At 60.1% G+C, this 23375-nt stretch carries 25 protein-coding genes; 24 read left to right on the forward strand and 1 reads right to left on the reverse strand.

All coding sequences use genetic code 11. The features are described from left to right. The first annotated feature begins 51 nt into the window (after positions 1–51). The 3 genes from secD to BMX59_RS29205 all read left to right on the forward strand — a co-directional run bounded on the left by secD (position 52) and on the right by BMX59_RS29205 (position 3513). Complete coding sequence (gene secD, locus BMX59_RS29195; protein ID WP_071489243.1) at positions 52–1923, forward strand: protein translocase subunit SecD; 1872 nt, start codon at positions 52–54, stop codon at positions 1921–1923. A gap of 9 nt (positions 1924–1932) precedes the next feature. Next, entirely contained in the window at positions 1933–2847 is a 915-nt protein-coding gene (secF, locus tag BMX59_RS29200; protein WP_071489244.1) for a protein translocase subunit SecF, read from the forward strand. A gap of 123 nt (positions 2848–2970) precedes the next feature. Beyond that, positions 2971–3513 carry a glycine zipper 2TM domain-containing protein gene (locus BMX59_RS29205; RefSeq protein ID WP_092249227.1) on the forward strand — a complete coding sequence of 181 codons (543 nt, stop codon included), beginning with the start codon at positions 2971–2973 and terminating at the stop codon, positions 3511–3513. Positions 3514–3565: 52 nt separating this feature from the next. Here the strand turns inward: BMX59_RS29205 and suhB are convergent, their stop codons facing one another. Further along, on the reverse strand, positions 3566–4381 hold the full coding sequence (suhB, locus tag BMX59_RS29210) for a type III secretion system regulator SuhB (RefSeq protein ID WP_003175971.1): 816 nt from the start codon (positions 4379–4381) through the stop codon (positions 3566–3568). Positions 4382–4526: 145 nt separating this feature from the next. On the opposite strand from suhB, the gene trmJ reads away from it, so the two are divergent. The 21 genes from trmJ (at position 4527) to BMX59_RS29315 (ending at position 23315) form a co-directional block, all read left to right on the forward strand. Further along, positions 4527–5297: a tRNA (cytosine(32)/uridine(32)-2'-O)-methyltransferase TrmJ gene (trmJ, locus tag BMX59_RS29215; RefSeq protein ID WP_092249224.1), complete on the forward strand. Its 771-nt coding sequence runs from the start codon at positions 4527–4529 to the stop codon at positions 5295–5297. A 2-nt stretch (positions 5298–5299) separates the two neighbouring features. Then, the gene (gene cysE / locus BMX59_RS29220) at positions 5300–6082 is read left to right on the forward strand and encodes a serine O-acetyltransferase (protein WP_093128400.1); all 783 of its coding nucleotides are present in this window, start codon (positions 5300–5302) and stop codon (positions 6080–6082) included. A gap of 285 nt (positions 6083–6367) precedes the next feature. Beyond that, complete coding sequence (gene iscR / locus BMX59_RS29225) at positions 6368–6859, forward strand: Fe-S cluster assembly transcriptional regulator IscR (RefSeq protein WP_003194020.1); 492 nt, start codon at positions 6368–6370, stop codon at positions 6857–6859. 50 nt (positions 6860–6909) lie between these two features. Then, positions 6910–8124 carry an IscS subfamily cysteine desulfurase gene (locus BMX59_RS29230; protein ID WP_058423378.1) on the forward strand — a complete coding sequence of 405 codons (1215 nt, stop codon included), beginning with the start codon at positions 6910–6912 and terminating at the stop codon, positions 8122–8124. Positions 8125–8223: 99 nt separating this feature from the next. Further along, entirely contained in the window at positions 8224–8610 is a 387-nt protein-coding gene (iscU, locus tag BMX59_RS29235) for a Fe-S cluster assembly scaffold IscU (RefSeq protein ID WP_028617851.1), read from the forward strand. A 28-nt stretch (positions 8611–8638) separates the two neighbouring features. Next, positions 8639–8962, forward strand: a complete 324-nt coding sequence (gene iscA, locus BMX59_RS29240) for an iron-sulfur cluster assembly protein IscA (protein WP_003175963.1) — start codon at positions 8639–8641, stop codon at positions 8960–8962. 8 nt (positions 8963–8970) lie between these two features. Beyond that, positions 8971–9492 carry a co-chaperone HscB gene (gene hscB / locus BMX59_RS29245; RefSeq protein WP_028617850.1) on the forward strand — a complete coding sequence of 174 codons (522 nt, stop codon included), beginning with the start codon at positions 8971–8973 and terminating at the stop codon, positions 9490–9492. Positions 9493–9545: 53 nt separating this feature from the next. Further along, entirely contained in the window at positions 9546–11408 is a 1863-nt protein-coding gene (hscA, locus tag BMX59_RS29250; protein ID WP_092249218.1) for a Fe-S protein assembly chaperone HscA, read from the forward strand. Positions 11409–11411: 3 nt separating this feature from the next. Next, positions 11412–11753 carry an ISC system 2Fe-2S type ferredoxin gene (gene fdx, locus BMX59_RS29255; RefSeq protein WP_003175958.1) on the forward strand — a complete coding sequence of 114 codons (342 nt, stop codon included), beginning with the start codon at positions 11412–11414 and terminating at the stop codon, positions 11751–11753. A gap of 14 nt (positions 11754–11767) precedes the next feature. Further along, positions 11768–11968, forward strand: coding sequence for a Fe-S cluster assembly protein IscX (iscX, locus tag BMX59_RS29260; protein ID WP_016977667.1), 201 nt, complete (start codon positions 11768–11770; stop codon positions 11966–11968). A 91-nt stretch (positions 11969–12059) separates the two neighbouring features. Continuing rightward, entirely contained in the window at positions 12060–12485 is a 426-nt protein-coding gene (gene ndk / locus BMX59_RS29265; protein ID WP_003175956.1) for a nucleoside-diphosphate kinase, read from the forward strand. Between the two features lie 29 nt (positions 12486–12514). Next, a complete protein-coding gene (gene rlmN / locus BMX59_RS29270) occupies positions 12515–13663 on the forward strand; it encodes a dual-specificity RNA methyltransferase RlmN (RefSeq protein ID WP_071489247.1) in 1149 nt (382 codons plus the stop codon). Between the two features lie 12 nt (positions 13664–13675). Then, positions 13676–14434, forward strand: a complete 759-nt coding sequence (gene pilW, locus BMX59_RS29275; RefSeq protein WP_093128403.1) for a type IV pilus biogenesis/stability protein PilW — start codon at positions 13676–13678, stop codon at positions 14432–14434. Next, the gene (locus tag BMX59_RS29280) at positions 14434–15405 is read left to right on the forward strand and encodes a RodZ domain-containing protein (protein ID WP_093128406.1); all 972 of its coding nucleotides are present in this window, start codon (positions 14434–14436) and stop codon (positions 15403–15405) included. The genes pilW and BMX59_RS29280 overlap by 1 nt, the downstream gene beginning before the upstream one ends. A gap of 2 nt (positions 15406–15407) precedes the next feature. After that, positions 15408–16517 carry a flavodoxin-dependent (E)-4-hydroxy-3-methylbut-2-enyl-diphosphate synthase gene (gene ispG, locus BMX59_RS29285; protein ID WP_071489250.1) on the forward strand — a complete coding sequence of 370 codons (1110 nt, stop codon included), beginning with the start codon at positions 15408–15410 and terminating at the stop codon, positions 16515–16517. A 21-nt stretch (positions 16518–16538) separates the two neighbouring features. Next, positions 16539–17828 carry a histidine--tRNA ligase gene (hisS, locus tag BMX59_RS29290; RefSeq protein WP_092249206.1) on the forward strand — a complete coding sequence of 430 codons (1290 nt, stop codon included), beginning with the start codon at positions 16539–16541 and terminating at the stop codon, positions 17826–17828. Positions 17829–17869: 41 nt separating this feature from the next. After that, the gene (locus BMX59_RS29295; RefSeq protein WP_032890712.1) at positions 17870–18511 is read left to right on the forward strand and encodes a YfgM family protein; all 642 of its coding nucleotides are present in this window, start codon (positions 17870–17872) and stop codon (positions 18509–18511) included. Further along, positions 18504–19655: an outer membrane protein assembly factor BamB gene (gene bamB / locus BMX59_RS29300; RefSeq protein WP_071489252.1), complete on the forward strand. Its 1152-nt coding sequence runs from the start codon at positions 18504–18506 to the stop codon at positions 19653–19655. The genes BMX59_RS29295 and bamB overlap by 8 nt, the downstream gene beginning before the upstream one ends. 134 nt (positions 19656–19789) lie before the next feature. Beyond that, complete coding sequence (gene der / locus BMX59_RS29305; RefSeq protein ID WP_058423368.1) at positions 19790–21259, forward strand: ribosome biogenesis GTPase Der; 1470 nt, start codon at positions 19790–19792, stop codon at positions 21257–21259. 128 nt (positions 21260–21387) lie between these two features. Further along, positions 21388–22536, forward strand: a complete 1149-nt coding sequence (locus BMX59_RS29310; RefSeq protein ID WP_093128408.1) for a pyridoxal phosphate-dependent aminotransferase — start codon at positions 21388–21390, stop codon at positions 22534–22536. After that, positions 22524–23315: an amidohydrolase gene (locus tag BMX59_RS29315; RefSeq protein ID WP_092249200.1), complete on the forward strand. Its 792-nt coding sequence runs from the start codon at positions 22524–22526 to the stop codon at positions 23313–23315. Before BMX59_RS29310 ends, BMX59_RS29315 begins: the two co-directional genes overlap by 13 nt. Positions 23316–23375 lie beyond the last annotated feature (60 nt).

Here is a 23375-nt window from a genome sequence, read left to right on the forward strand (position 1 = left end):
TACCAATCGACGGGGCGCGCAAGGCGCCCCGCGTTATAAGCGGGCGGCGTGATGCTGAACAAATACCCTCTGTGGAAATACGTACTGATCCTGGCGGTGCTGGCGATCGGTTTTATTTATTCCGCTCCCAATCTCTATCCTGATGACCCGGCGATCCAGATCACTGGCGCCAGCACTTCGCTGCAGGTCAATCAGGCTGATCTGGAACGCGCGAGCAAAGCGCTCAACGACGCGGGTATCCAGGTCAAGGCGGCAACGTTGGCAGCTGGTGCGAAAGGCGGTTTGCTGCGCCTGACCAAGGCAGAAGACCAATTGCCGGCCAAGGATGTCGTGCGCAAGGCCATGGGTGACGACTATGTGGTCGCGCTCAACCTGGCACAGACCACGCCACAATGGCTGCGCAGCATTGGCGCGCACCCGATGAAGCTGGGCCTGGACTTGTCCGGTGGCGTGCACTTCCTGCTGGAAGTCGACATGGACAAAGCCCTCGACGCGCGCCTGAAAGTCTACGAAGGCGATGTGAAGAGCCTGCTGCGCAAAGAGAAGTTGCGTTATCGCAGCCTGCCGCAGATCAACGGCGCCATCCAGCTGGGCTTCTCTGACGAAGCATCCCGCGAACAGGCCCGTGCGCTGGTGCGCAAGAACTTCAACGATTTCGATATCGTACCGGCCGACCTCAATGGTCAACCTGTACTGCGCCTGGCGATGACGCCAGCCAAAATCGCAGAAATCCGCGAGTACTCCATCAAGCAGAACTTGACCACTGTACGTAACCGGGTCAACGAACTGGGTGTGGCCGAGCCGATCGTTCAGCGCCAGGGCGCCAACCGCATCGTGGTTGAGCTGCCAGGTGTACAGGACACGGCTGAAGCCAAGCGTATCCTGGGCAAGACCGCCAACCTGGAATTCCGTCTGGCGGCTGAGCCGGGTGCTACCCGCGCCACGGCCGAAGAGTTCGAATTCCGCGAAGGCAACCGTCCTCCTGCATTGATCGAGCGTGGCTTGATCATCACCGGTGACCAGGTCACCGACGCCAAGGCCGGTTTCGATTCGCAGCACGGTACGCCTGAAGTGAACATCCGCCTGGATGGCCATGGCGGCGACCTGATGAGCCGCGCCACGCGCAGCAACGTCGGTCGCAGCATGGCGGTGATCTTCATCGAGCAGCGCCCGGTCACCACTTACACCAAGCAAATGGTTGACGGCGTCGAGAAAGACGTACCGGTCCAGACCTTCAAGGAAGAGAAGAAGATCATCAGCCTGGCGACCATCCAGTCGCCACTGGGTGCTCAATTCCGTATCACCGGCCTGAACGGCCAGGGTGAATCGTCTGAGCTGGCCCTGTTGCTGCGTGCCGGTGGCCTGGCGGCGCCGATGTACTTCGCTGAAGAGCGTACCATCGGCCCGAGCCTGGGTGCCGACAACATCACCAAGGGTATCGATGCAGCCTTGTGGGGCATGCTGTTCGTGTCGCTGTTCATCATCGCCATCTATCGCTTCTTCGGCATCATCGCCACCGTGGCCCTGGCGGGCAACATGGTGATGCTGCTGGCCCTGATGTCGCTGCTGGGCGCTACACTGACCCTGCCAGGTATCGCCGGTATCGTACTCACCATGGGTATGGCGGTAGACGCCAACGTACTGATCTTCTCGCGGATCCGTGAAGAGATCGCGGCAGGCATGACCGTACAGCGTGCAATCAACGAAGGCTTCGGCCGGGCATTTACCGCGATTCTCGACTCCAACCTGACCACGTTGCTGGTCGGCGGGATTCTCTTTGCCATGGGCACCGGCCCGGTCAAAGGTTTTGCGGTGACCATGTCCCTCGGTATCTTTACCTCGATGTTCACGGCCATCATGGTGACCCGCGCAATGGTCAACCTGATCTTTGGCGGGCGTGACTTCAAGAAGTTGTGGATTTAAGGGGCTGCCATGTTACGTACAATCAACTTCATGGGCGTTCGCAACGTTGCGTTCGGCGTCACCGTGCTCCTTACCGTTCTGGCGTTGTTCAGCTGGTTCCATAAGGGCCTGAACTACGGTCTGGACTTTACCGGCGGTACGCTCATCGAGCTGACCTACGAGAAGCCTGCCGACGTTACCCTGGTGCGCAATGAGCTGGTCAAGGCCGGCTATCACGAAGCCGTCGTGCAGAGCTTCGGTGCGACCACCGATCTGCTGGTGCGCATGCCGGGCGAAGACCCGCAACTGGGTCACCAGGTGGCGGAGGCCTTGCAGAAGGTCGGCGGCGACAACCCGGCATCGGTCAAGCGCGTCGAGTTCGTCGGCCCGCAAGTCGGTGAAGAACTGCGCGACCAGGGCGGCCTCGGCATGCTGATGGCGCTGGTCGGCATCATGATCTACCTGGCGTTCCGCTTTCAGTGGAAGTTCGGTGTCGGCGCGATTGTGTCGCTGATCCACGACGTGATCGTGACCGTGGGTATCCTGGCGTACTTCCAGGTGACCTTCGACCTGACCGTACTGGCGGCTGTGCTGGCGATCATCGGTTACTCGCTCAACGACACCATCGTGGTATTCGACCGGGTTCGTGAGAACTTCCGCGTACTGCGCAAGGCGTCGCTGATCGAGAACATCAACGTCTCCACCACCCAGACCCTGCTGCGCACCATGGCGACGTCGATCTCCACGCTGCTGGCGATTGCGGCGTTGATGATCTTCGGTGGCGACAACCTGTGGGGCTTCTCCCTGGCGCTGTTCATCGGCGTACTGGCGGGTACCTATTCCTCGATCTACATCGCCAACGTGGTGCTGATCTGGCTGAACCTCAACAGCGAAGACCTGATCCCTCCGGCCAGCACTGGCAAGGAGGTCGACGACCGTCCTTGATGGGCGCTTGTTGATCTGCTGTTACAAAGAAGGCACGAGTATTGAACTCGTGCCTTTTTTTTTGCTCCAAGGCTGGGTATAGCGCGGATCTTTCGATCCGTTTGTGATGGTCAGGAGGTTCACGTGAACAAGTCGTTACTGGTTGGTGCGGTATTGGGTGCTGTCGGTGTGACTGCCGGGGGTGCTGTTGCCACCTACAGCCTGGTAAAAAGCGGCCCTGAGTATGCGCAAGTGCTGGCAGTGCAGCCGGTGAAAACCCAGATCAAAACCCCGCGCGAGGTCTGCAAGGACGTCGCCGTGACCCGGCAGAAGCCGGTGCAGGATCAGCATCAGATCGTCGGCACTGTGGTAGGTGCACTGGCCGGTGGCCTGCTCGGCAACCAGGTCGGTGGCGGTAATGGCAAGAAGCTGGCTACGGTAGCCGGTGCGGTGGGTGGCGGTTACGCCGGTAACAAGGTTCAGGAAGGTATGCAGAACCGCGATACCTACACCACCACGCAAACCCGCTGTAACACCGTCAACGACATCAGCGACAAGGTGGTCGGCTATGACGTGCGTTACAACCTGGATGGCAAGGAAGGCACCGTGCGTATGGATCGTGATCCAGGTGGCCAGATCCCGGTCGACAAAGAAGGTCGTCTGATCCTGGGTCAGAACCAGCAGTAATCCCAGGCACAAAAAAAAGCACCCCTCGGGGTGCTTTTTTGTGCTCGCTCGCTTAACGCTTCAGCGAAGCCGGCAGGTGCGGCTGGATCGCCGTCAGTACTGCCTTGAAGCATTTGGTGTTGCCGGCAACCACGTGGCCTTTTTCAAGGAAGTCGTGGCCACCGGTGAAGTCGCTCACTAAGCCGCCTGCTTCCTGGATCAGCAGGGCACCCGCAGCCATGTCCCACTCGGACAGGCCCGACTCCCAGAACGCATCAAAACGACCGGCGGCCACATAAGCCAGGTCCAGGCTTGCTGCGCCAGCGCGGCGAATACCAGCGGTCTGGCCAACCAGGGCGCGGAACATGCCCAGGTAGTTTTCCAGGTTGTCCATCTGGTCGTCACGGAACGGGAAGCCGGTACCCAGCAGGGCGCCGTCCAGACTGGTGCGGCCGCTGACGCGCAGGCGACGACCGTTCAACTGGGCGCCACGGCCACGGCTGGCGGTGAATTCTTCCTGGCGGACTGGGTCGAGTACAACGGCGTGTTCCAGGCGGCCACGGTATTTGCACGCGATGCTCACGGCAAAGTGTGGGATGCCGCGCAGGAAGTTGGTGGTGCCATCCAGTGGGTCGATGATCCACAGGTAGTCTTCGCCTTCACCGCTGCCTTTGTGCAGGCCGGTTTCTTCACCGAGGATGCCGTGGGTAGGGTAGGCCTTGCGCAGGGCGTCGATGATTTTCTGTTCGGCGGCGCGATCAACCTCGGATACGTAATCCTTGGCGTCTTTTTCGTCGACCTTGATGGTATCCAGGCGCTCGATGGAGCGGAAGATCAATTCACTGGCGCTGCGGGCGGCGCGCAGCGCGATATTCAGCATGGGCTGCATGGATGTGTCACCTAAGGTTGTTAAAGAAAGCCGAGCATTCTAGCAGAAACTTTCTTCAGGTGAAGGACGACGTTAGCTTTCATGGCATAACCTTAGGCTGTTCTGTAAGATTTGCTCCCCTTTCCCGTGTCCGAGAGCGCCTCCCTTGCTGCAAAACATTCGTGTCGTCCTGGTCAATACCAGTCATCCCGGCAACATCGGCGGGGTGGCGCGAGCCATGAAAAACATGGGGCTGACGCGCCTGGTGCTGGTCGACCCGCGCGTGTTCCCGCATCACGAGGCCGATGCCCGTGCATCCGGCGCCAATGACCTGCTTGAAAAAGCCCAGGTCGTCGCCACCTTGGAAGACGCCTTGGTCGGCTGCAACCTGGTGCTTGGCACCAGCGCCCGTGACCGTCGCATCCCCTGGCCACTGCTGGATCCGCGTGAGTGCGGCACCAAGGTGGTGGAAGAGGCCGCTGGTGGTGCTGAAATCGCCTTGGTGTTTGGTCGTGAAGACTCCGGCCTGACCAATGAAGAGCTGCAGCGATGTCATTACCACGTGCACATCCCATCAGACCCCGAGTTCAGCTCGCTGAACCTCGGGGCAGCGGTGCAGGTGTTGACTTACGAAGTGCGCATGGCCTGGCTGGCTGCTGCTGGCCAGCCGAGCAAGGTAGAGAAGGACGAGGTTGCCTCGACCAAAAGCGGCGAACTGGCCACTATGGACGAGCTGGAACGGTTTTATGAGCACCTGGAGCAAACCCTGGTGGCCATCGAATTCCTCGATCCGGAAAAACCACGGCACTTGATGGCGCGCCTGCGTCGCCTTTACGGACGCAGCTCGGTCAGCCGGGCGGAAATGAATATATTGCGTGGCATCCTCACGGAAACCCAGAAAGCGGCCCGTGGCGAGCTTCTTAAGCGGAAGGATTAAAAATGTTCGAGCGTCTGCGAGAAGATATCCAGAGTGTTTTCCACCGTGACCCGGCGGCGCGCAACGCCTTTGAAGTGCTGACCTGCTACCCAGGCATGCATGCGATCTGGATTCACCGCTTGTCCGGTGCCCTGTGGGGCATGGGCTGGAAATGGCTGGCGCGGCTGGTGTCGAACTTCGGTCGTTGGTTGACCGGGATCGAGATTCACCCGGGCGCCAAAGTCGGGCGCCGTTTCTTTATCGACCATGGCATGGGCATCGTGATTGGCGAGACCGCCGAAATTGGTGATGACGTCACCCTTTATCAGGGCGTGACCCTGGGCGGCACCAGTTGGAACAAAGGCAAGCGCCACCCGACGCTGGGTGATGGCGTGGTGGTAGGGGCGGGCGCCAAGGTGCTCGGTCCGTTCACTGTCGGGGCGGGCGCCAAGGTCGGTTCCAATGCTGTCGTGACCAAGGCCGTACCGCCGGGAGCGACCGTAGTCGGTATTCCAGGCCGGATCATCGTCAAGCCGGAAGTCGGCGATGAGCAGGAGGCCAAGCGCAAGGCCATGGCCGAGAAGATCGGTTTCGATGCTTATGGTGTCAGCGAGGACATGCCGGACCCGGTGGCGCGTGCTATCGGCCAGTTGCTCGACCATCTGCAGGCGGTTGACGGCAAGTTGGAGGGTATGTGCGGTGCGCTGAAGGATCTGGGCAGCCCTTACTGTGCGAAAGATCTGCCTGAGTTGCGCGAAGAAGACTTCGCCGAGATCAAGGACGAGGCTGCGTCCAAGGCCGGCTGAGACCTTTCTGTGGGAGGGGGCTTGCCCCCGATAACAATGTGTCATTCACCACTTTCGTGGCTGGTACACCGCTATCGGGAGCAAGCCCCCTCTCACATTTTGGTCTCCGTTGATCCAGCGATCTCCATCCGCCCCTGTTCTCGCTGTTCGTCGTCGACCCATCCTGCTATGATTCGCGCGCCCTTTTTACGGGTAATCCTGACTAAAGTACTAGGTCTTATAGTTGACTTAAATACTCGGGAATCGCATACTTGCTCCCATTCTGAAACACCTTGGTACTTGTCCATGAGACTGACTACAAAAGGCCGATACGCGGTGACCGCCATGCTCGACTTGGCTTTGCACGCGCAAACTGGGCCGGTGTCCCTGGCCGATATCTCTGAGCGCCAAGGCATTTCCCTGTCCTACCTCGAGCAACTGTTCGCCAAATTGCGTCGCAGCAACCTGGTTTCCAGTGTGCGTGGGCCGGGTGGTGGCTATCAGTTGTCCCGCGACATGCAGGGCATTCAGGTCGCCCAGGTGATCGACGCGGTCAACGAATCCGTCGACGCCACCAAATGCCAGGGGCTGGGTGATTGCCACGCCGGCGACACCTGCCTCACGCACCACTTGTGGTGTGACTTGAGCCTGCAGATCCATGAGTTTTTGAGTGGTATCAGCTTGGCTGATCTTGTGACTCGCCGTGAGGTGCAAGAAGTAGCCCAGCGTCAGGACCAGCGCCGTTGCAACACCAAGGCGCCGCGTCTGGACAAGATCGAAGCGTCCGCCGTCGAGTGACAGCCGAAGAGCTAACGGCGCGCCAGCCAGCCTGATTTAGGAGAAAGTCCATGAAATTGCCGATTTACCTTGATTACTCAGCGACCACCCCGGTTGATCCGCGTGTCGCGCAAAAGATGAGCGAATGCCTGCTGGTTGACGGAAACTTCGGCAACCCGGCCTCCCGTTCCCACGTGTTCGGCTGGAAGGCCGAGGAAGCGGTCGAGAACGCTCGTCGCCAGGTGGCTGACCTGGTGGGTGCAGACCCGCGTGAAATCGTCTGGACCTCCGGTGCCACCGAGTCCGACAACCTGGCTATCAAGGGCGCGGCGCATTTCTACGCGACCAAAGGCAAGCACCTGATCACCACCAAGATTGAGCACAAGGCTGTCCTCGACACCATGCGCCAACTGGAGCGTGAAGGTTTCGAGGTCACCTACCTCGAGCCGACCACCGACGGTATCGTCACCCCGGCCATGATCGAAGCCGCGCTGCGTGAAGACACCATCCTGGTTTCCGTGATTCACGTGAACAACGAAATCGGCACCATCAACGACATCGCGGCCATCGGCGAGCTGACCCGTTCCAAGGGCATCCTGCTGCACGTCGACGCTGCACAGTCCACCGGCAAGGTCGACATCGACCTGTCGAAACTGAAAGTCGACCTGATGTCGTTCTCGGCCCACAAGACCTACGGCCCCAAAGGCATCGGCGCCCTGTACGTGAGCCGCAAGCCACGTGTGCGCATCGAAGCCACCATGCACGGCGGCGGTCACGAGCGCGGCATGCGTTCGGGCACCCTGGCAACCCACCAGATCGTCGGCATGGGCGAAGCCTTCCGCGTGGCCAAGGAAGACATGGCTGCCGAAAACGTGCGCATCAAAGCGCTGAGCGACCGCTTCTACAAGCAGGTCGAAGGCCTTGAAGAGCTGTACATCAACGGCAGCATGACCGCCCGCGTACCGCACAACCTGAATTTGAGCTTCAACTACGTCGAAGGCGAGTCGCTGATCATGGCGCTCAAGGATCTGGCGGTTTCGTCCGGTTCGGCCTGCACTTCCGCGTCCCTTGAGCCTTCGTACGTACTGCGCGCCCTGGGCCGCAACGACGAACTGGCACACAGCTCGATCCGCTTTACGTTCGGCCGCTTCACCACCGAAGAGCAAGTCGACTACGCCGCGCAGAAAGTCTGCGAGGCCGTCAACAAGCTGCGCGTCCTGTCGCCGCTGTGGGACATGTACAAAGACGGTGTCGATATTTCCAAGATCGAGTGGGCGGCACACTAACTATAGAAGCCGCCACCCCAGCTCTGTAGGAACGTGGCGGAAAACGCAGGCGTTTCTACAGGGTTCCAGAGCGGCCCTGATGAGTGAGGATTCAGTACCATGGCTTACAGCGAAAAGGTCATCGACCACTACGAAAACCCGCGCAACGTCGGCAAGATGGACGCGGAAGATCCTGATGTCGGCACCGGCATGGTCGGCGCTCCGGCGTGCGGCGATGTGATGCGCCTGCAGATCAAGGTCAACGACGCTGGCGTTATCGAAGACGCCAAGTTCAAGACCTACGGTTGCGGTTCGGCTATCGCCTCCAGCTCCCTGGCGACCGAATGGATGAAAGGCAAGACCCTGGATGAGGCTGTCACTATCAGCAACACCCAGCTGGCCGAAGAGCTGGCCCTGCCGCCCGTGAAAATCCACTGCTCGGTACTCGCAGAAGACGCCATCAAGGCGGCCGTTCGCGACTACAAGCAGAAGAAAGGCTTGATCTAAGCATTTGGCGACGAGTAAGGAGTCAACGATGGCTATCAGCATGACAGAAGCGGCTGCGCAGCACATTCGCCGCTCCCTGAATGGGCGCGGTAAAGGTGAGGGGATTCGTCTGGGTGTTCGCACCACGGGCTGTTCCGGCCTTGCCTACGTGCTGGAGTTTGTCGACGAGGTGGTTGCGGAAGACCAGGTGTTCGAAAGTCACGGCGAGAAAGTGATTATCGACCCCAAGAGCCTGACCTACCTGGACGGCACCGAACTCGATTTCGTCAAGGAAGGGTTGAACGAAGGCTTCAAGTTCAACAACCCCAACGTACGCGGTGAATGTGGCTGCGGCGAAAGCTTCAACATCTGAGGCTATTCGTGGGTACTCCTTGTCATTTCGCTTTATTCGAGCTGCAGCCGAGCTTTCGGCTTGACCTTGAGCAGCTTGCCACGCGCTACCGAGAACTGGCGCGTGGCGTGCACCCGGACCGCTTCGCTGACGCTTCCGAGCGTGAGCAGCGCCTGGCGCTGGAGCAATCGGCCAGCCTCAACGAAGCCTATCAGACGCTCAAAAGCCCCCCGAAACGCGCGCGCTACCTGCTCGCGATGAACGGTGGCGAGTTGCCGCTGGAAGTGACCGTGCATGATCCGGACTTCCTGATGCAGCAGATGCAGTGGCGCGAAGAACTCGAAGACTTGCAGGACGAGGCCGATCTGGCTGGTGTTGCAGTCTTCAAGCGTCGTCTGAAAACCGCCCAGGATGAGCTCAACGAAAGCTTCGCAGCCTGTTGGGATGATGCAGCGCAACGTGAGCAGGCCGAACGCCTGATGCGGCGCATGCAGTTCCTCGACAAGCTCACCTACGAAGTGCGCCAGCTAGAAGAGCGCCTCGACGATTAACCCCGTGTGCTGCCCGTGATGCACGCCTGATAGACAGATAAGACCTGATTACCATGGCCCTACTGCAAATCGCCGAACCCGGCCAAAGCCCTCAACCGCACCAGCGTCGCCTGGCGGTCGGGATTGACCTGGGCACCACCAATTCCCTGGTTGCTGCCTTGCGCAGCGGCCTGTCCGAGCCGCTGCCGGACGCTGATGGCCAGGTGATCCTGCCCTCTGCCGTGCGCTATCACGTTGATCGTACCGAAGTGGGTGAGTCGGCCAAGCTGGCGGCGTCTTCCGACCCTTTGAATACCGTGCTGTCGGTCAAGCGCTTGATGGGTCGTGGTCTGTCCGACGTCAAGCAATTGGGCGACCAGTTGCCGTACCGCTTTGTCGGTGGCGAATCCCATATGCCGTTCATCGACACCGTCCAAGGCCCGAAAAGCCCTGTGGAAGTCTCGGCCGATATCCTCAAGGTACTGCGTCAGCGCGCGGAAAAGACCCTGGGCGGCGAACTGGTCGGCGCGGTGATCACCGTTCCCGCTTATTTCGATGATGCCCAGCGCCAAGCTACCAAGGATGCGGCCAAACTTGCCGGCCTGAACGTGCTGCGCCTGCTCAATGAGCCGACCGCTGCAGCGGTGGCCTATGGCCTGGACCAGCATGCCGAAGGCCTGGTTGCCATTTACGACCTGGGCGGTGGCACCTTTGATATATCGATTTTGCGCCTGACCGGCGGCGTCTTCGAAGTGCTGGCCACTGGTGGCGACAGCGCCCTGGGCGGCGACGACTTCGACCACGCCATTGCGGGTTGGATCATCGCCAGCGCCGGCTTGTCTGCCGACCTGGACCCGGGCGCGCAGCGCAACCTGCTGCAGACCGCTTGCGCGGCCAAGGAAGCGCTGACCAATGCGGCAAGCGTTGAAGTTTCCTACGGCACTTGGTCAGCTCAGCTGACCCGCGAAGCCTTCGATGCGCTGATCGAGCCTATGGTCGCCCGCAGCCTGAAAGCCTGCCGCCGTGCCGTACGTGATTCCGGTATCGAACTGGAGGACGTGGGTGCAGTGGTCATGGTCGGTGGTTCCACCCGCGTACCACGCGTGCGTGAAGCCGTCGCCGAAGCCTTTGGCCGCCAGCCGCTGACTGAAATCGATCCGGACCAGGTGGTCGCCATCGGCGCCGCGATCCAGGCAGACACCCTGGCCGGTAACAAGCGCGATGGTGGCGAACTGCTGCTGCTCGACGTGATCCCGCTGTCCTTGGGGCTGGAAACCATGGGGGGGCTGATGGAGAAGGTGATACCACGCAACACCACCATCCCCGTCGCCCGTGCCCAGGATTTCACCACTTACAAAGATGGCCAGACGGCCATGATGATCCATGTGCTGCAAGGCGAGCGCGAGTTGATCAGTGACTGCCGCTCCCTGGCGCGCTTCGAATTGCGCGGCATTCCGGCGATGGTGGCTGGCGCGGCAAAGATTCGCGTGACCTTCCAGGTCGACGCCGACGGCCTGCTCAACGTCGCTGCGCGTGAGTTGGGTTCGGGCGTTGAAGCCAGCATCCAGGTCAAGCCGTCCTACGGCCTGACCGACGGAGAAATCGCCAAGATGCTCAAGGACTCGTTCCAGTATGCCGGTGACGACAAGGTCGCTCGCGTGCTGCGCGAGCAACAAGTGGATGCCCAGCGCCTGCTCGAAGCGGTGCAGGGTGCCCTTGATGCCGACGGCGAGCGCCTGCTGGATGCCGAAGAGCGCATGGTCATTGACCTGCAGATGCAGGAACTGGCCGAGCTGATGAAAGGCAACGATGGCTACGCCATCGAGCAACAGACCAAGCGCCTGTCGCAAGTGACAGATGCCTTTGCCGCCCGCCGCATGGATCAGACGGTGAAAGCCGCACTGGCCGGGCGCAACCTGAATGAAATCGAGGAATAATCAATGCCGCAGGTCATTTTTCTGCCACACGCCGAGCATTGCCCGGACGGTATGGTCGTGGAGGCTGAGACCGGCAAGTCCATCCTCGAAGTTGCCCATGACAACCACATCGAGATCGAAAGTGCCTGCGGCGGTGTCTGCGCCTGCACCACCTGTCACTGCATCATCCGCGAGGGTTTCAATTCCCTGGAAGAAGCAGACGAGCTGGAAGAAGACTTTCTTGACCGTGCCTGGGGCCTGGAAGCGACTTCTCGCCTAAGCTGTCAGGCAAAGGTCGGTACGGAAGACATCACCGTCGAAATCCCGAAATATTCCCTCAACCATGCAGCCGAAGCGCCGCATTGATTCAAGGAAGTGTCATGAGTCTTAAATGGGTTGATGTGCAAGAGATCGCTATCCTGTTGGCCGACGCCAACCCGGATCTGGATCCTTACTCCCTGAACTTTGTAGCTTTGCGTGACATGGTCATGGCGCTGCCAGGGTTCGAAGATGAGCGTGATCGCGGTGGTGAGAAGGTCCTGGAGGCTATCCAGACTGCCTGGAAAGAAGAACAGGACTGACGCCTCCCTTACGCAGTTAGGCAATACCCAATAACCCGCGTATAATTCGCGGGTTTAATTTTTCGTAAATTACCGTTTCTGGAGTTACACCATGGCTGTTCAACGTACTTTCTCCATCATCAAGCCTGACGCTGTTGCAAAAAACGTCATCGGCGAGATCACCACTCGTTTCGAAAAAGCCGGCCTGAAGGTTGTAGCTTCGAAACTCAAGCAACTGTCCAAGGCTGAAGCTGAAGGCTTCTACGCTGAGCACAGCGCTCGTGGCTTCTTCGGCGACCTGGTTGCCTTCATGATCTCCGGTCCTGTTGTTGTTCAGGTTCTGGAAGGCGAAAACGCTATCGCTCTGAACCGTGAGCTGATGGGCGCTACCAACCCTAAAGAAGCCGCTGCCGGCACCATCCGTGCTGACTTCGCCGAGTCCATCGACGCCAACGCTGTACACGGTTCGGACTCCGAAGCCGCTGCTGCTCGCGAAATCTCGTACTTCTTCGCCGCTACTGAAGTAACCGCTCGCTAAGCATCGGCTTAAAGAGTGAGGGTGAATCCATGACGACATCGACTGTAAAAACCAACCTGCTGGGGCTGACCCAGCCGGAAATGGAGAAATTCTTCGACTCAATCGGGGAGAAGCGTTTCCGTGCCGGTCAGGTAATGAAATGGATTCACCACTTTGGCGTCGATGATTTCGACGCCATGACGAACGTCAGCAAGGCCCTGCGCGACAAGCTCAAGGCCATTGCCGAGGTACGTGGTCCGGAAGTGGTCAGCGAGGACATCTCCAGCGACGGCACCCGTAAATGGGTGGTGCGCGTTGCGTCCGGCAGCTGTGTCGAGACCGTGTACATTCCCCAGGGCAAACGCGGCACCTTGTGCGTTTCGTCCCAGGCAGGCTGTGCCCTGGACTGCAGTTTCTGCTCCACCGGCAAGCAAGGCTTCAATAGCAACCTCACCGCCGCCGAAGTGATCGGCCAGGTGTGGATTGCCAACAAATCCTTTGGCAGCGTCCCGGCGACCGTCGACCGTGCCATCACCAACGTGGTGATGATGGGCATGGGTGAGCCGCTGCTGAACTTCGACAACGTGGTTTCGGCCATGCACCTGATGATGGACGACCTGGGCTACGGCATCTCCAAGCGCCGTGTAACCCTGTCCACCTCCGGCGTGGTGCCGATGATCGATGAGCTGTCCAAGCACATCGACGTCTCCCTGGCGTTGTCGCTGCACGCACCCAATGACGCATTGCGTAACCAATTGGTGCCAATCAACAAGAAGTATCCGCTTAAGATGCTGCTCGAATCTTGCCAGCGCTATATGTCGTCCCTGGGCGAAAAGCGCGTGCTGACCATCGAGTACACCTTGCTCAAGGACATCAATGACAAGGTTGAGCACGCGGTCGAGATGATCGAGTTGCTCAAGGACACCCCGTGCAAGATCAACCTGATTCCGTTCAACCCGTTTCCACATTCTGGCTACGAGCGGCCGAGCAACAACGCCATCCGTCGTTTCCAGGATCAACTGCACCAGGCCGGCTACAACGTCACCGTCCGCACCACCCGTGGTGAAGACATCGACGCCGCCTGTGGCCAATTGGTCGGGCAGGTGATGGACCGCACCCGCCGCAGCGAGCGCTATATCGCCGGACGCGAAGTGAACGCCGCCGACGATTTGCCGCTGATCGCTGTGAATCGAATCTGAGAGAGGAACTCTATGCCCTTGCGCCTTGCGCTGCTTTTACTTTTTACCGGTCTTGCGGCCGGTTGTGTTTCATCGGGCCATGACAGCCCTTTGCAAACCGGTAAAGGCCGTGATGAGGCGCGAGTTGCCTATGTGCAACTGGGCTTGGGTTACCTGCAACAAGGCATGAGCGAGCAGGCCAAGGTGCCGTTGAAGAAGGCCCTTGAGCTGGACAGCCACGACGCCGATGCCAATGCCGCACTGGCCCTGGTGTTCCAGGCCCAGGCCGAGCCTGAACTGGCTGACCGCTATTTCCACAAGGCCCTGGCCGCACGCCCTGCCGATCCGCGGCTGCTGAACAACTACGGCAGTTTCCTGTTTGCGCAGGAACGTTATGAGCAGGCCGCCCTTTATTTCCAGCAAGCCAGCGCCGATACCCTCTATCCTGAGCGTTCGCGGGTGTTCGAGAACCTTGGGGTTACCTCGATCCGCCTCGGCCAGCGCGACAATGCTCGCCGGCAACTGGAAAAAGCCCTGCATTTGAACGGTCGTCAGCCTCGGGCATTGCTCGAAATGGCTGAGATATCCTTTGATGACAGGCATTATGTGCCGGCACGTGACTATTACGAACGTTTTAGCCTGCTCAGCGGGCAAAATGCACGTAGTCTATTGCTCGGTGTGCGACTGGCGACGGTTCATGAAGAACGCGACAAGGCCGCACGTTTTGGCCAACAACTCGAACGACTCTATCCCGGTACGCCGGAATATCAGCAATACCTGTCGGAGCAATGATGAAAGCGGCGCACCCGGAAGTTGTAGCAGCTAATCGCGTAAACCCAGGCGACACCTTGCGTCAGGCCCGCGAAAGCAATGGTTGGTCGCTGGCGGAAGTGGCCCTCAAGCTCAATTTGACCACTACATCCCTGGGCAACCTGGAAGCTGGCGCGTTCGATAAGCTGCCTGGGCATACCTTCGCCCGCGGCTATATCCGTGCCTACGCCAAGCTGCTGGGGATCGACCAGGCAGTTTTGGTCCAGGAATTCGACCAGTTCACCGGCACCGACTCCCAGGGCAGCAATGTGCATGGCTTGGGTCGCATCGAAGAGCCGGTGCGGGTTTCCCACACGATTTTGCGAATTGTCAGCCTGCTGCTGCTGATCGCTGTCATTGGTGGCGGTTTTGTCTGGTGGCAAGACCAGACCTCCCAGCGCACCAAGGACCTGACCAGCAACGCCATGGAGCACGTCGAAGTCGAAAGCGCCGACGGCACCACCCAGATTCATCCGCTGGACGAGCCGGAAGACCAGGCTGTAGCAGAAGGCCAGACCACGCCTGAAGCGCCGCTTGCCACTGAGCAGCCTGCACCGGAAACCCCGCCTGCCTCGACCGCTGTCGCACCGGCTCCCGCGACGCCTGCAGCTCCGGCCCACACCCCGGCCGCTCCTGTACAGGCGCCAGCGACTCAGGCCCAGACCGCCCCGGCAGCGATTTCGCCACCTACCACCCCAGCGTTGATCGCCGGTGATGGCCGCGTACAGATTACCTTCGTCGCCGACTGCTGGACGCAAGTCACCGACGGCAATGGCAAAGTGCTGTTTAGCGGTCTGAAGCGTAAGGGAGATACGCTCGACCAGGGCGGCAAGCCTCCTTTGACGCTGCGTCTGGGCTTTGCCCGTGGCGCGCAAGTGGCCTACAACGGCCAGCCTGTGGACGTAGCGCCGTTCACCACCGGCGAGACCGCTCGCCTGAAGTTGGGACAATAGTCATGCACGGCGAATCTCCAATCAAACGTCGCGTATCGCGCAAAATCTGGGTCGGCTCGGTGCCGGTGGGTGGCGACGCCCCCATCGCCGTACAGAGCATGACCAACAGCGACACCAATGACGTGGCCGCCACCGTTGCCCAGATCAACCGCCTGGAAGCCGCTGGCGTGGACATCGTGCGCGTTTCCGTGCCGGACATGGACGCTGCCGAGGCCTTCGGTCGCATCAAGCAACAGGTCAAGGTGCCTTTGGTTGCCGACATCCACTTCGACCACAAGATCGCCTTGCGCGTGGCCGAGCTGGGCGTGGACTGCCTGCGTATCAACCCGGGCAACATCGGCAGCGAAGCCCGTGTGCGTGCGGTGGTGGATGCTGCTCGCGATCGAGGCATTCCGATCCGCATCGGCGTCAACGCCGGTTCCCTGGAAAAAGACCTGCAAAAGAAATACGGCGAGCCGACCCCGGCCGCGCTGGTTGAATCCGCGCTGCGCCACGTCGAACACCTTGAGCGCCTGAATTTCCAGGACTACAAGGTCAGCGTAAAGGCCTCCGACGTGTTCATGGCGGTAGAAGCCTACCGCCTGCTGGCCAAGGAGATCGTGCAGCCGTTGCACCTGGGTATCACTGAAGCCGGCGGTTTACGCTCAGGCACAGTGAAATCTGCGGTGGGTCTCGGTATGCTGCTCGCCGAAGGGATTGGCGATACTATCCGCATCTCCCTGGCGGCAGACCCCGTAGAGGAAGTGAAAGTCGGTTACGACATTCTCAAATCCCTGCGTTTGCGTTCCCGAGGCATCAACTTCATTGCCTGCCCGAGCTGCTCGCGGCAGAACTTCGACGTGGTGAAAACCATGAACGAACTGGAAGGACGCCTCGAAGACCTGCTGGTGCCGCTGGATGTTGCGGTGATCGGATGCGTGGTCAACGGTCCGGGTGAAGCCAAAGAGGCGCACATCGGCCTGACCGGCGGCTCACCGAACCTGATCTACATCGACGGCAAACCGTCGCATAAGTTGACGAATGACAATCTGGTGGATGATCTCGAAAGACTGATCCGCGAGAAAGCGGCCGAAAAGGTCGCGGCTGACGCAGCGCTGATCGCGCGCGGCTAAGAACGAATTTAAGGATTTGATGTGAGCAAGTCTCTGCAAGCCATTCGTGGCATGAACGACATCCTTCCGGAGCAGACGCCGCTGTGGCGCTACTTCGAGGGCACTGTTGCGCGCCTGCTGGATAACTACGGTTACAAGCAGATCCGCATGCCGATCGTCGAGTTCACCGAGCTGTTCAAGCGCTCCATCGGTGAAGTGACCGACATCGTCGAAAAAGAGATGTACACCTTTGAGGACCGCAACGGCGACTCCCTGACCCTGCGTCCGGAAGGCACTGCCGCGTGCGTGCGCGCCGTACTCGAACATGGTCTCACCGGTGGCGGCCAGCCACAGAAGCTGTGGTACATCGGCCCGATGTTCCGCCACGAGCGCCCGCAGAAAGGTCGCTATCGCCAGTTCCACCAGATCGGCCTGGAGGTGTTCAACCTCGACGGTCCGGACATCGACGCCGAGCTGATCGTGCTGACCTGGCGCCTGTGGGGCCTGCTGGGCATCCGCGACGCGGTCAAGCTTGAGCTCAACAGCCTGGGCACCAGCGAGTCCCGGGGCCGCTATCGCGTGGCCCTGGTCGAGTACCTGTCCGCCCACCTGGACAAGTTGGACGAAGACAGCCAGCGCCGCCTGAAAACCAACCCGTTGCGCGTCCTTGATACCAAGAACGCCGACACCCAGGCCGTGCTGGTCAACGCGCCGAAAATGGCCGATTACCTGGACGACGAATCCCGCATCCACTTCGAGGGCCTCAAGGCTCGCCTGGAGGCAGCCGGTATTCCTTACGTCATCAATCCAAAGTTGGTGCGTGGCCTCGATTACTACAGCAAGACGGTCTTCGAGTGGGTCACCGACAAGCTTGGCGCCCAGGGCACCGTGTGTGCCGGTGGCCGCTACGACGGCCTGGTCGAGCAGATGGGCGGCAAGCCGACCACCGGCGTGGGTTTTGCCATGGGCATCGAGCGGCTGATCCTGCTGCTGGAAACCCTGGAGCAGGTCCCGGAAGAGATCTCCCGCCAGGTGGATGTGTACCTGTGCGCCTTTGGCGAGGCCGCTGAACTGGCTGCCCTGGCCCTGAGCGAACAAGTACGCGATCAACTGCCGAACCTGCGCCTGCAGGTCAACGCCGGCGCCGGCAGCTTCAAGAGCCAGTTCAAGAAGGCCGACAAGAGCGGTGCGCTGTATGCACTGATCCTCGGCGAAGACGAACTGGCCCAGCAAGTGATAGGTTTCAAACCCCTGCGTGGCCAGGGTGAGCAACAGAACATTGCCTTTGATGCGCTCGCTGCGCACTTGGCCACCTGCGTCGTGCAGGGTTGAAGCTGTCGAACAGCCGAATTTAGCGATTAAGGAGTATTGGGGTGTCGAGTACTGATGATGAGCAACTGGCCGAGTTCAAGGACTGGTGGCAGCGCAACGGCAAGCCCCTGGTTACTGGCGGTCTGCTGGCTTTAGTGGTGGTGTTCGGCTGGCAGGCCTGGACCAAGTATCAGGCCAACCAGTCCCAAGGCGCCTCGATCCTCTATCAGCAATTGCTGGAAACCACCCTGACGCCGGACGGCAAGCCCGACCCTGCGCAGGTTGCAGACCTGGCCGGTAAGCTGAAGAACGAATTCGGCGGTAGCACCTACGCCCAATACGGCAGCCTGTTCGTCGCGAAGGTCGCGGTCGACACCGGCAAGCTGGACGACGCCGCCGCTGAGTTGAAGGCCATCGCCGACAAGCCGACCAACCCGACCCTGGGTGAAATCGCACGTCAGCGCCTGGCCCAGGTACTGGCGGCACAGAACAAGGCTGACGAAGCACTCAAACTGCTCGACGGCGATGCTGACAAGGCATTTGTAGCCACTCGCGAAGAGCTCAAGGGCGACCTGTTGGTCCAATTGGGTCGTACCGACGAAGCCAATGCTGCGTACAAGAAAGCCAAGGCGGCGCTGTCTGATGAAGCGGCGGTCGGTGGCTTACAAATCAAGCTGGACGACTTGGCCAAAGGGGATGCGTGACGTGATCCGTTGGAAACATGCAGCATTGCTGGCTCTGGCCATTCTGGCCGCGGGTTGCAGCAGCAACAGTAAAAAAGAACTGCCGCCTGCGGAGCTGACCAGCTTCAAGGAAGAAGTGGTCCTGCAAAAGCAGTGGAGCCGCTCCATCGGTGACGGCCAGGGTGAAACCTACAACATGCTGGTACCGGCTATCGACGGTGAAAATATCGTCGCCGCCGACGTGACCGGCGTCGTCATTTCCATGGATCGCATGAACGGCGACGTGAAGTGGAAGAAAGACCTCGAAATTCCGGTATCCGGCGCCGTAGGCGTAGGTTACGGCATGGTCTTGCTCGGCACGCTCAAGGGCGAAGTCGTGGCGTTGGATTCCAGCACCGGTGAAGAGAAATGGCGCGCTCGCGTGACCAGTGAAGTGCTCGCACCGCCTGCCACCAACGGCGATATCGTCGTGGTGCAAACCCAGGATGACCGTGTGATCGGCCTTGACGCCAGCACCGGCGAACAGCGTTGGTTGTACGACAGCACCCCGGCGGTGCTGACGTTGCGTGGTACCAGTGGTCCGATTGTGACCAACAATCTGGCCGTTGCAGGCCTGTCGACCGGTAAAGTGGTCGCCCTGGATACCCAGAACGGCGTGCCGGCCTGGGAAACCCGTGTGGCCATCCCGCAAGGTCGTTCCGAACTGGACCGCGTGGTGGACATCGATGGCGGCCTGCTGCTGTCGGGTGAAACCCTCTACGTCGCCACTTACCAGGGCCGTGTTGCGGCACTGGACCTGCAGAGCGGCCGCGTCAACTGGCAGCGTGATGCTTCCAGCTACGCCGGTGTCGCCCAAGGGTTTGGCAGCGTCTACGTCAGCCTGGCGTCCGGCACCGTTGAAAGTGTCGACGAGCGTTCCACCACGGCACTGTGGAGCAACGATTCCCTGGCGCGCCGCCAGTTGTCGGCACCGGAAGTGTTCTCCAGTTATGTCGCGGTCGGCGACTTCGAAGGCTACCTGCACCTGTTGAGCCAGGTGGACGGTCGTTTCGTCGGTCGTGAGCGTATCGACAGCGACGGCCTGCGTGCGCGTCCGCTGGTGGTGGGTAACATGCTTTATGTGTATGGCAACAGCGGCAAGCTGGAAGCCCTGACCATCAAGTAAGAACTATGCTTGGGGTAATACCCAGGCGGCCCCGCTCAGGCGGGGCATGCGGCATTTGATTATGCTGCCCCGAGCACCAGCCGCTGCCCTGCAGCGGCTTTTGTATTTTCTGAAATAACGAAGTGGAGAGCCGCATGGTTCCCGTAATCGCCCTGGTGGGCCGACCTAACGTCGGCAAGTCCACCTTGTTCAACCGCCTGACCAGGACTCGCGACGCCATCGTCGGCGACTTGTCCGGTCTGACCCGTGATCGCCAATACGGTGAGGCAAAGTGGCAAGGGCGCTCCTATATTATCGTCGACACCGGTGGTATCTCCGGTGACGAGCATGGCATGGACGAAAAGATGGCCGAGCAGTCGCTGCTGGCCATTGAAGAAGCCGATGTCGTGTTGTTCCTGGTGGACGCCCGTGCGGGCTACACCGCTGCCGACCAGATGATTGGCGAGCACCTGCGCAAGCGCAACAAGCGTTCCTATCTGGTCGCGAACAAGATCGACAACATCGATCCTGAAGCTGCCCGTGCCGAATTCAGCCCGATGGGCCTGGGCGATGCGATCCCGGTCGCAGGTGCCCACGGTCGTGGTATCACCCAGATGCTGGAAATTGCCCTGCGCGATTTCCCCAAGGATGACGTCGAGGAGGAAGAGGGCGAAGAGGAAATCGTTGCCGAAGGTGAGGAAGCCAAGCGCATTCCTGGCCCGAGCGAAAAAGACGGTATCAAGATCGCTATCATCGGTCGTCCCAACGTCGGCAAGTCGACCCTGGTCAACCGCATGCTCGGTGAAGACCGGGTCATCGTCTATGACCAGCCCGGCACCACCCGCGACAGCATCTACATCCCGTTCGAACGTAACGAGGAAAAGTACACGCTGATCGATACCGCCGGTGTGCGCAAGCGCGGCAAGATCCACGAGGAAGTCGAAAAGTTCTCGGTGGTCAAAACCCTGCAGGCGATCAAAGACGCCAACGTGGTGATCTTCGTGATGGACGCCCGCGAGGGTGTGGTGGACCACGACCTCAACCTCCTGGGCTTTGCCCTGGAGGCCGGTCGTGCCCTGGTGATCGCGATCAACAAGTGGGACGGCATGACGCCGAGCGAGCGCGACTTCGTCAAGGTCGAGCTGCAACGTCGCCTGTTCTTCGTCGAGTTCGCCGACATCCACTTCATCTCGGCACTGCACGGCACCGGCGTGGGCAACCTGTACGCTTCCGTGCAGAACTCGTTCAAGTCCGCAGTGACCCGCTGGCCGACCAACCGCCTCACCCAGATCCTGGAAGATGCGGTTGGCGAGCACGCGCCGCCGATGGTCAACAATCGCCGGATCAAACTGCGTTACGCCCACTTGGGTGGTGCCAACCCGCCGATTATCGTGATTCACGGTAACCAGATCGAGAAGGTGCCGAAGTCCTATGTGCGTTACCTGGAAAACACCTACCGCCGTGTCTTGAAACTGGTCGGTACGCCGATCCGTATCGAGTTCAAGGGTGGCGAGAACCCATACGAAGGCAACAAGAACACACTGACTGACCGTCAGGTGAACAAGAAGCGTCGCTTGATGACTCACCACAAGAAGGCCGACAAGAAGCGTCGCGATAAGAAGTAACGGTAGCTTCAAGTTGTCAGCTGCAAGAGAGGGCTCCTTTGGAGCCCTTTTTTGTGCCTGGTGGTTTGCCCCTTGACCTGCTTGCGGCTTGCAGCTTAAAACTTGCAGCTCACCCGAAGGGGGCTCCCATGATCACCAGCAAGCTGCCGAATGTCGGCACGACCATTTTCACCACCATGTCGCAACTCGCTGCCGAAACCGGTGCGCTGAACCTGTCCCAGGGCTTTCCGGACTTCAATGGCCCCCAGGGTCTGCTCGATGCGGTGGGCAAGCATATCGCTCTCGGGCACAACCAATACGCGCCCATGACCGGCCTGCCGGTGCTGCGCCAGCAGGTAGCCGCCAAGATCGCCCATAGCTATGGCGCCACGGTCAATGCGGACACTGAAGTGACCATTACCCCTGGTGCTACCGAGGCGATCTTCTGTGCGATCCAGGCGGTGATTCGCCAGGGTGATGAAGTCATCGTGTTCGACCCCAGCTACGACAGCTACGAGCCTTCGGTGGAGCTGGCCGGCGGCCGTTGCGTGCACGTGCAACTGAGCCTGGATGGCTTCGCGCTGGACTTCGAGAAGATCAAGGCGGCGCTGTCACCGCGTACGCGCATGATCGTCCTCAATTCCCCACACAACCCGACCGGCGCGCTGATCAGCCGCGCCGAACTGGACCAGTTGACCGAACTGATCCGCGACCGTGACATCTACCTGGTCAGCGATGAAGTCTACGAGCACCTGGTATTTGACGGTGTGCCCCACGTCAGTGTGCTGGCCCACGATGAGCTGTATCAGCGTGCGTTCGTGGTCAGTTCCTTCGGCAAGACTTACCACGTCACCGGTTGGAAAACCGGCTACGTCGTCGCGCCGCCGGCCCTCACCGCAGAACTGCGCAAGGTGCATCAATACGTCAATTTCTGTGGTGTAACCCCGCTGCAGTACGCATTGGCCGATTTCATGGCAGAACACCCGGAGCATGTCGACGAGTTGCCGGCGTTCTATCAGGCCAAGCGCGATCTGTTCTGCGACCTGCTGGCGCCATCGCGCTTCAGCTTTACCCCAGTGACCGGCACCTACTTCCAACTGGTGGATTACTCACAGATCCGCCCGGACCTGGATGACGTCGCCATGTCACTGTGGATGACCCGCGAGCATGGCGTGGCGACGATTCCGGTCTCGGTGTTCTACCAGACCCCACCCCAAGGCCAGCGCCTGGTGCGCCTGTGCTTTGCCAAACGCGAGGAAACGCTGCAACAAGCGGCTGAAAAACTATGCGTGATCTGAGTGCACTGCCGAACCTGAACATCGCCCTGATCCAGACCAGCCTGGCCTGGCACGACCGCCAGGCGAACCTTGAGCACTTCGAGTTATTGTTGGAACAGGCGCAAGGTGCCGACCTGATCGTATTACCGGAGATGTTCACCACCGGTTTCTCCATGGAATCCGCGACCCTCGCCGAACCCGAGAACGGCCCGACCCACCGTTGGCTACAGGCCCAGGCCGCGAAGTACAACGCCGTCATCACCGGTAGCGTGATCATCCAGGCTGCCGACGGCAGCCACCGCAACCGCCTGCTGTGGGCACGGCCGGATGGCGAGGTGTTGCATTACGACAAGCGCCACCTGTTCCGCATGGCCGGCGAGCACAACCACTACACCCCCGGTGAGCGCCAGGTGCAGTTCGAAGTGAAAGGTTGGCGTATTCGCCCGTTGATTTGCTACGACCTGCGTTTCCCGGTGTGGAGCCGTGATGCCCAGGACACCGACCTGCTGCTGTACACCGCCAACTGGCCGGGGGCGCGGCGCTCGCACTGGAACCGACTGCTGCCGGCGCGGGCGATTGAAAACCTGTGCTATGTGGCGGCGGTGAATCGGGTGGGCACGGATGGGAAGGGCTTTGCCTACACCGGGGACAGCCAGGTGTTGGATTTCCAGGGCGAGACCCTGCTGAGTGCGGGGGAGGCGGATGGGGTGTTCCAGGTCAATCTGGATGCAGCAGAGCTGGCGGCGTACCGCACGCGGTTTCCGGCGAACCTGGATGCCGATACTTTCCAGTTTGTCTGACAGACCGCTATCGGGGGCAAGCCCCCTCCCACATTTTGAATGTATTCACAAATTAAAGTG

Origin of the sequence: Pseudomonas sp. NFR09 (genome assembly GCF_900111535.1) — a bacterium.
In the GTDB taxonomy this organism is placed as follows: domain Bacteria; phylum Pseudomonadota; class Gammaproteobacteria; order Pseudomonadales; family Pseudomonadaceae; genus Aquipseudomonas; species Aquipseudomonas extremorientalis.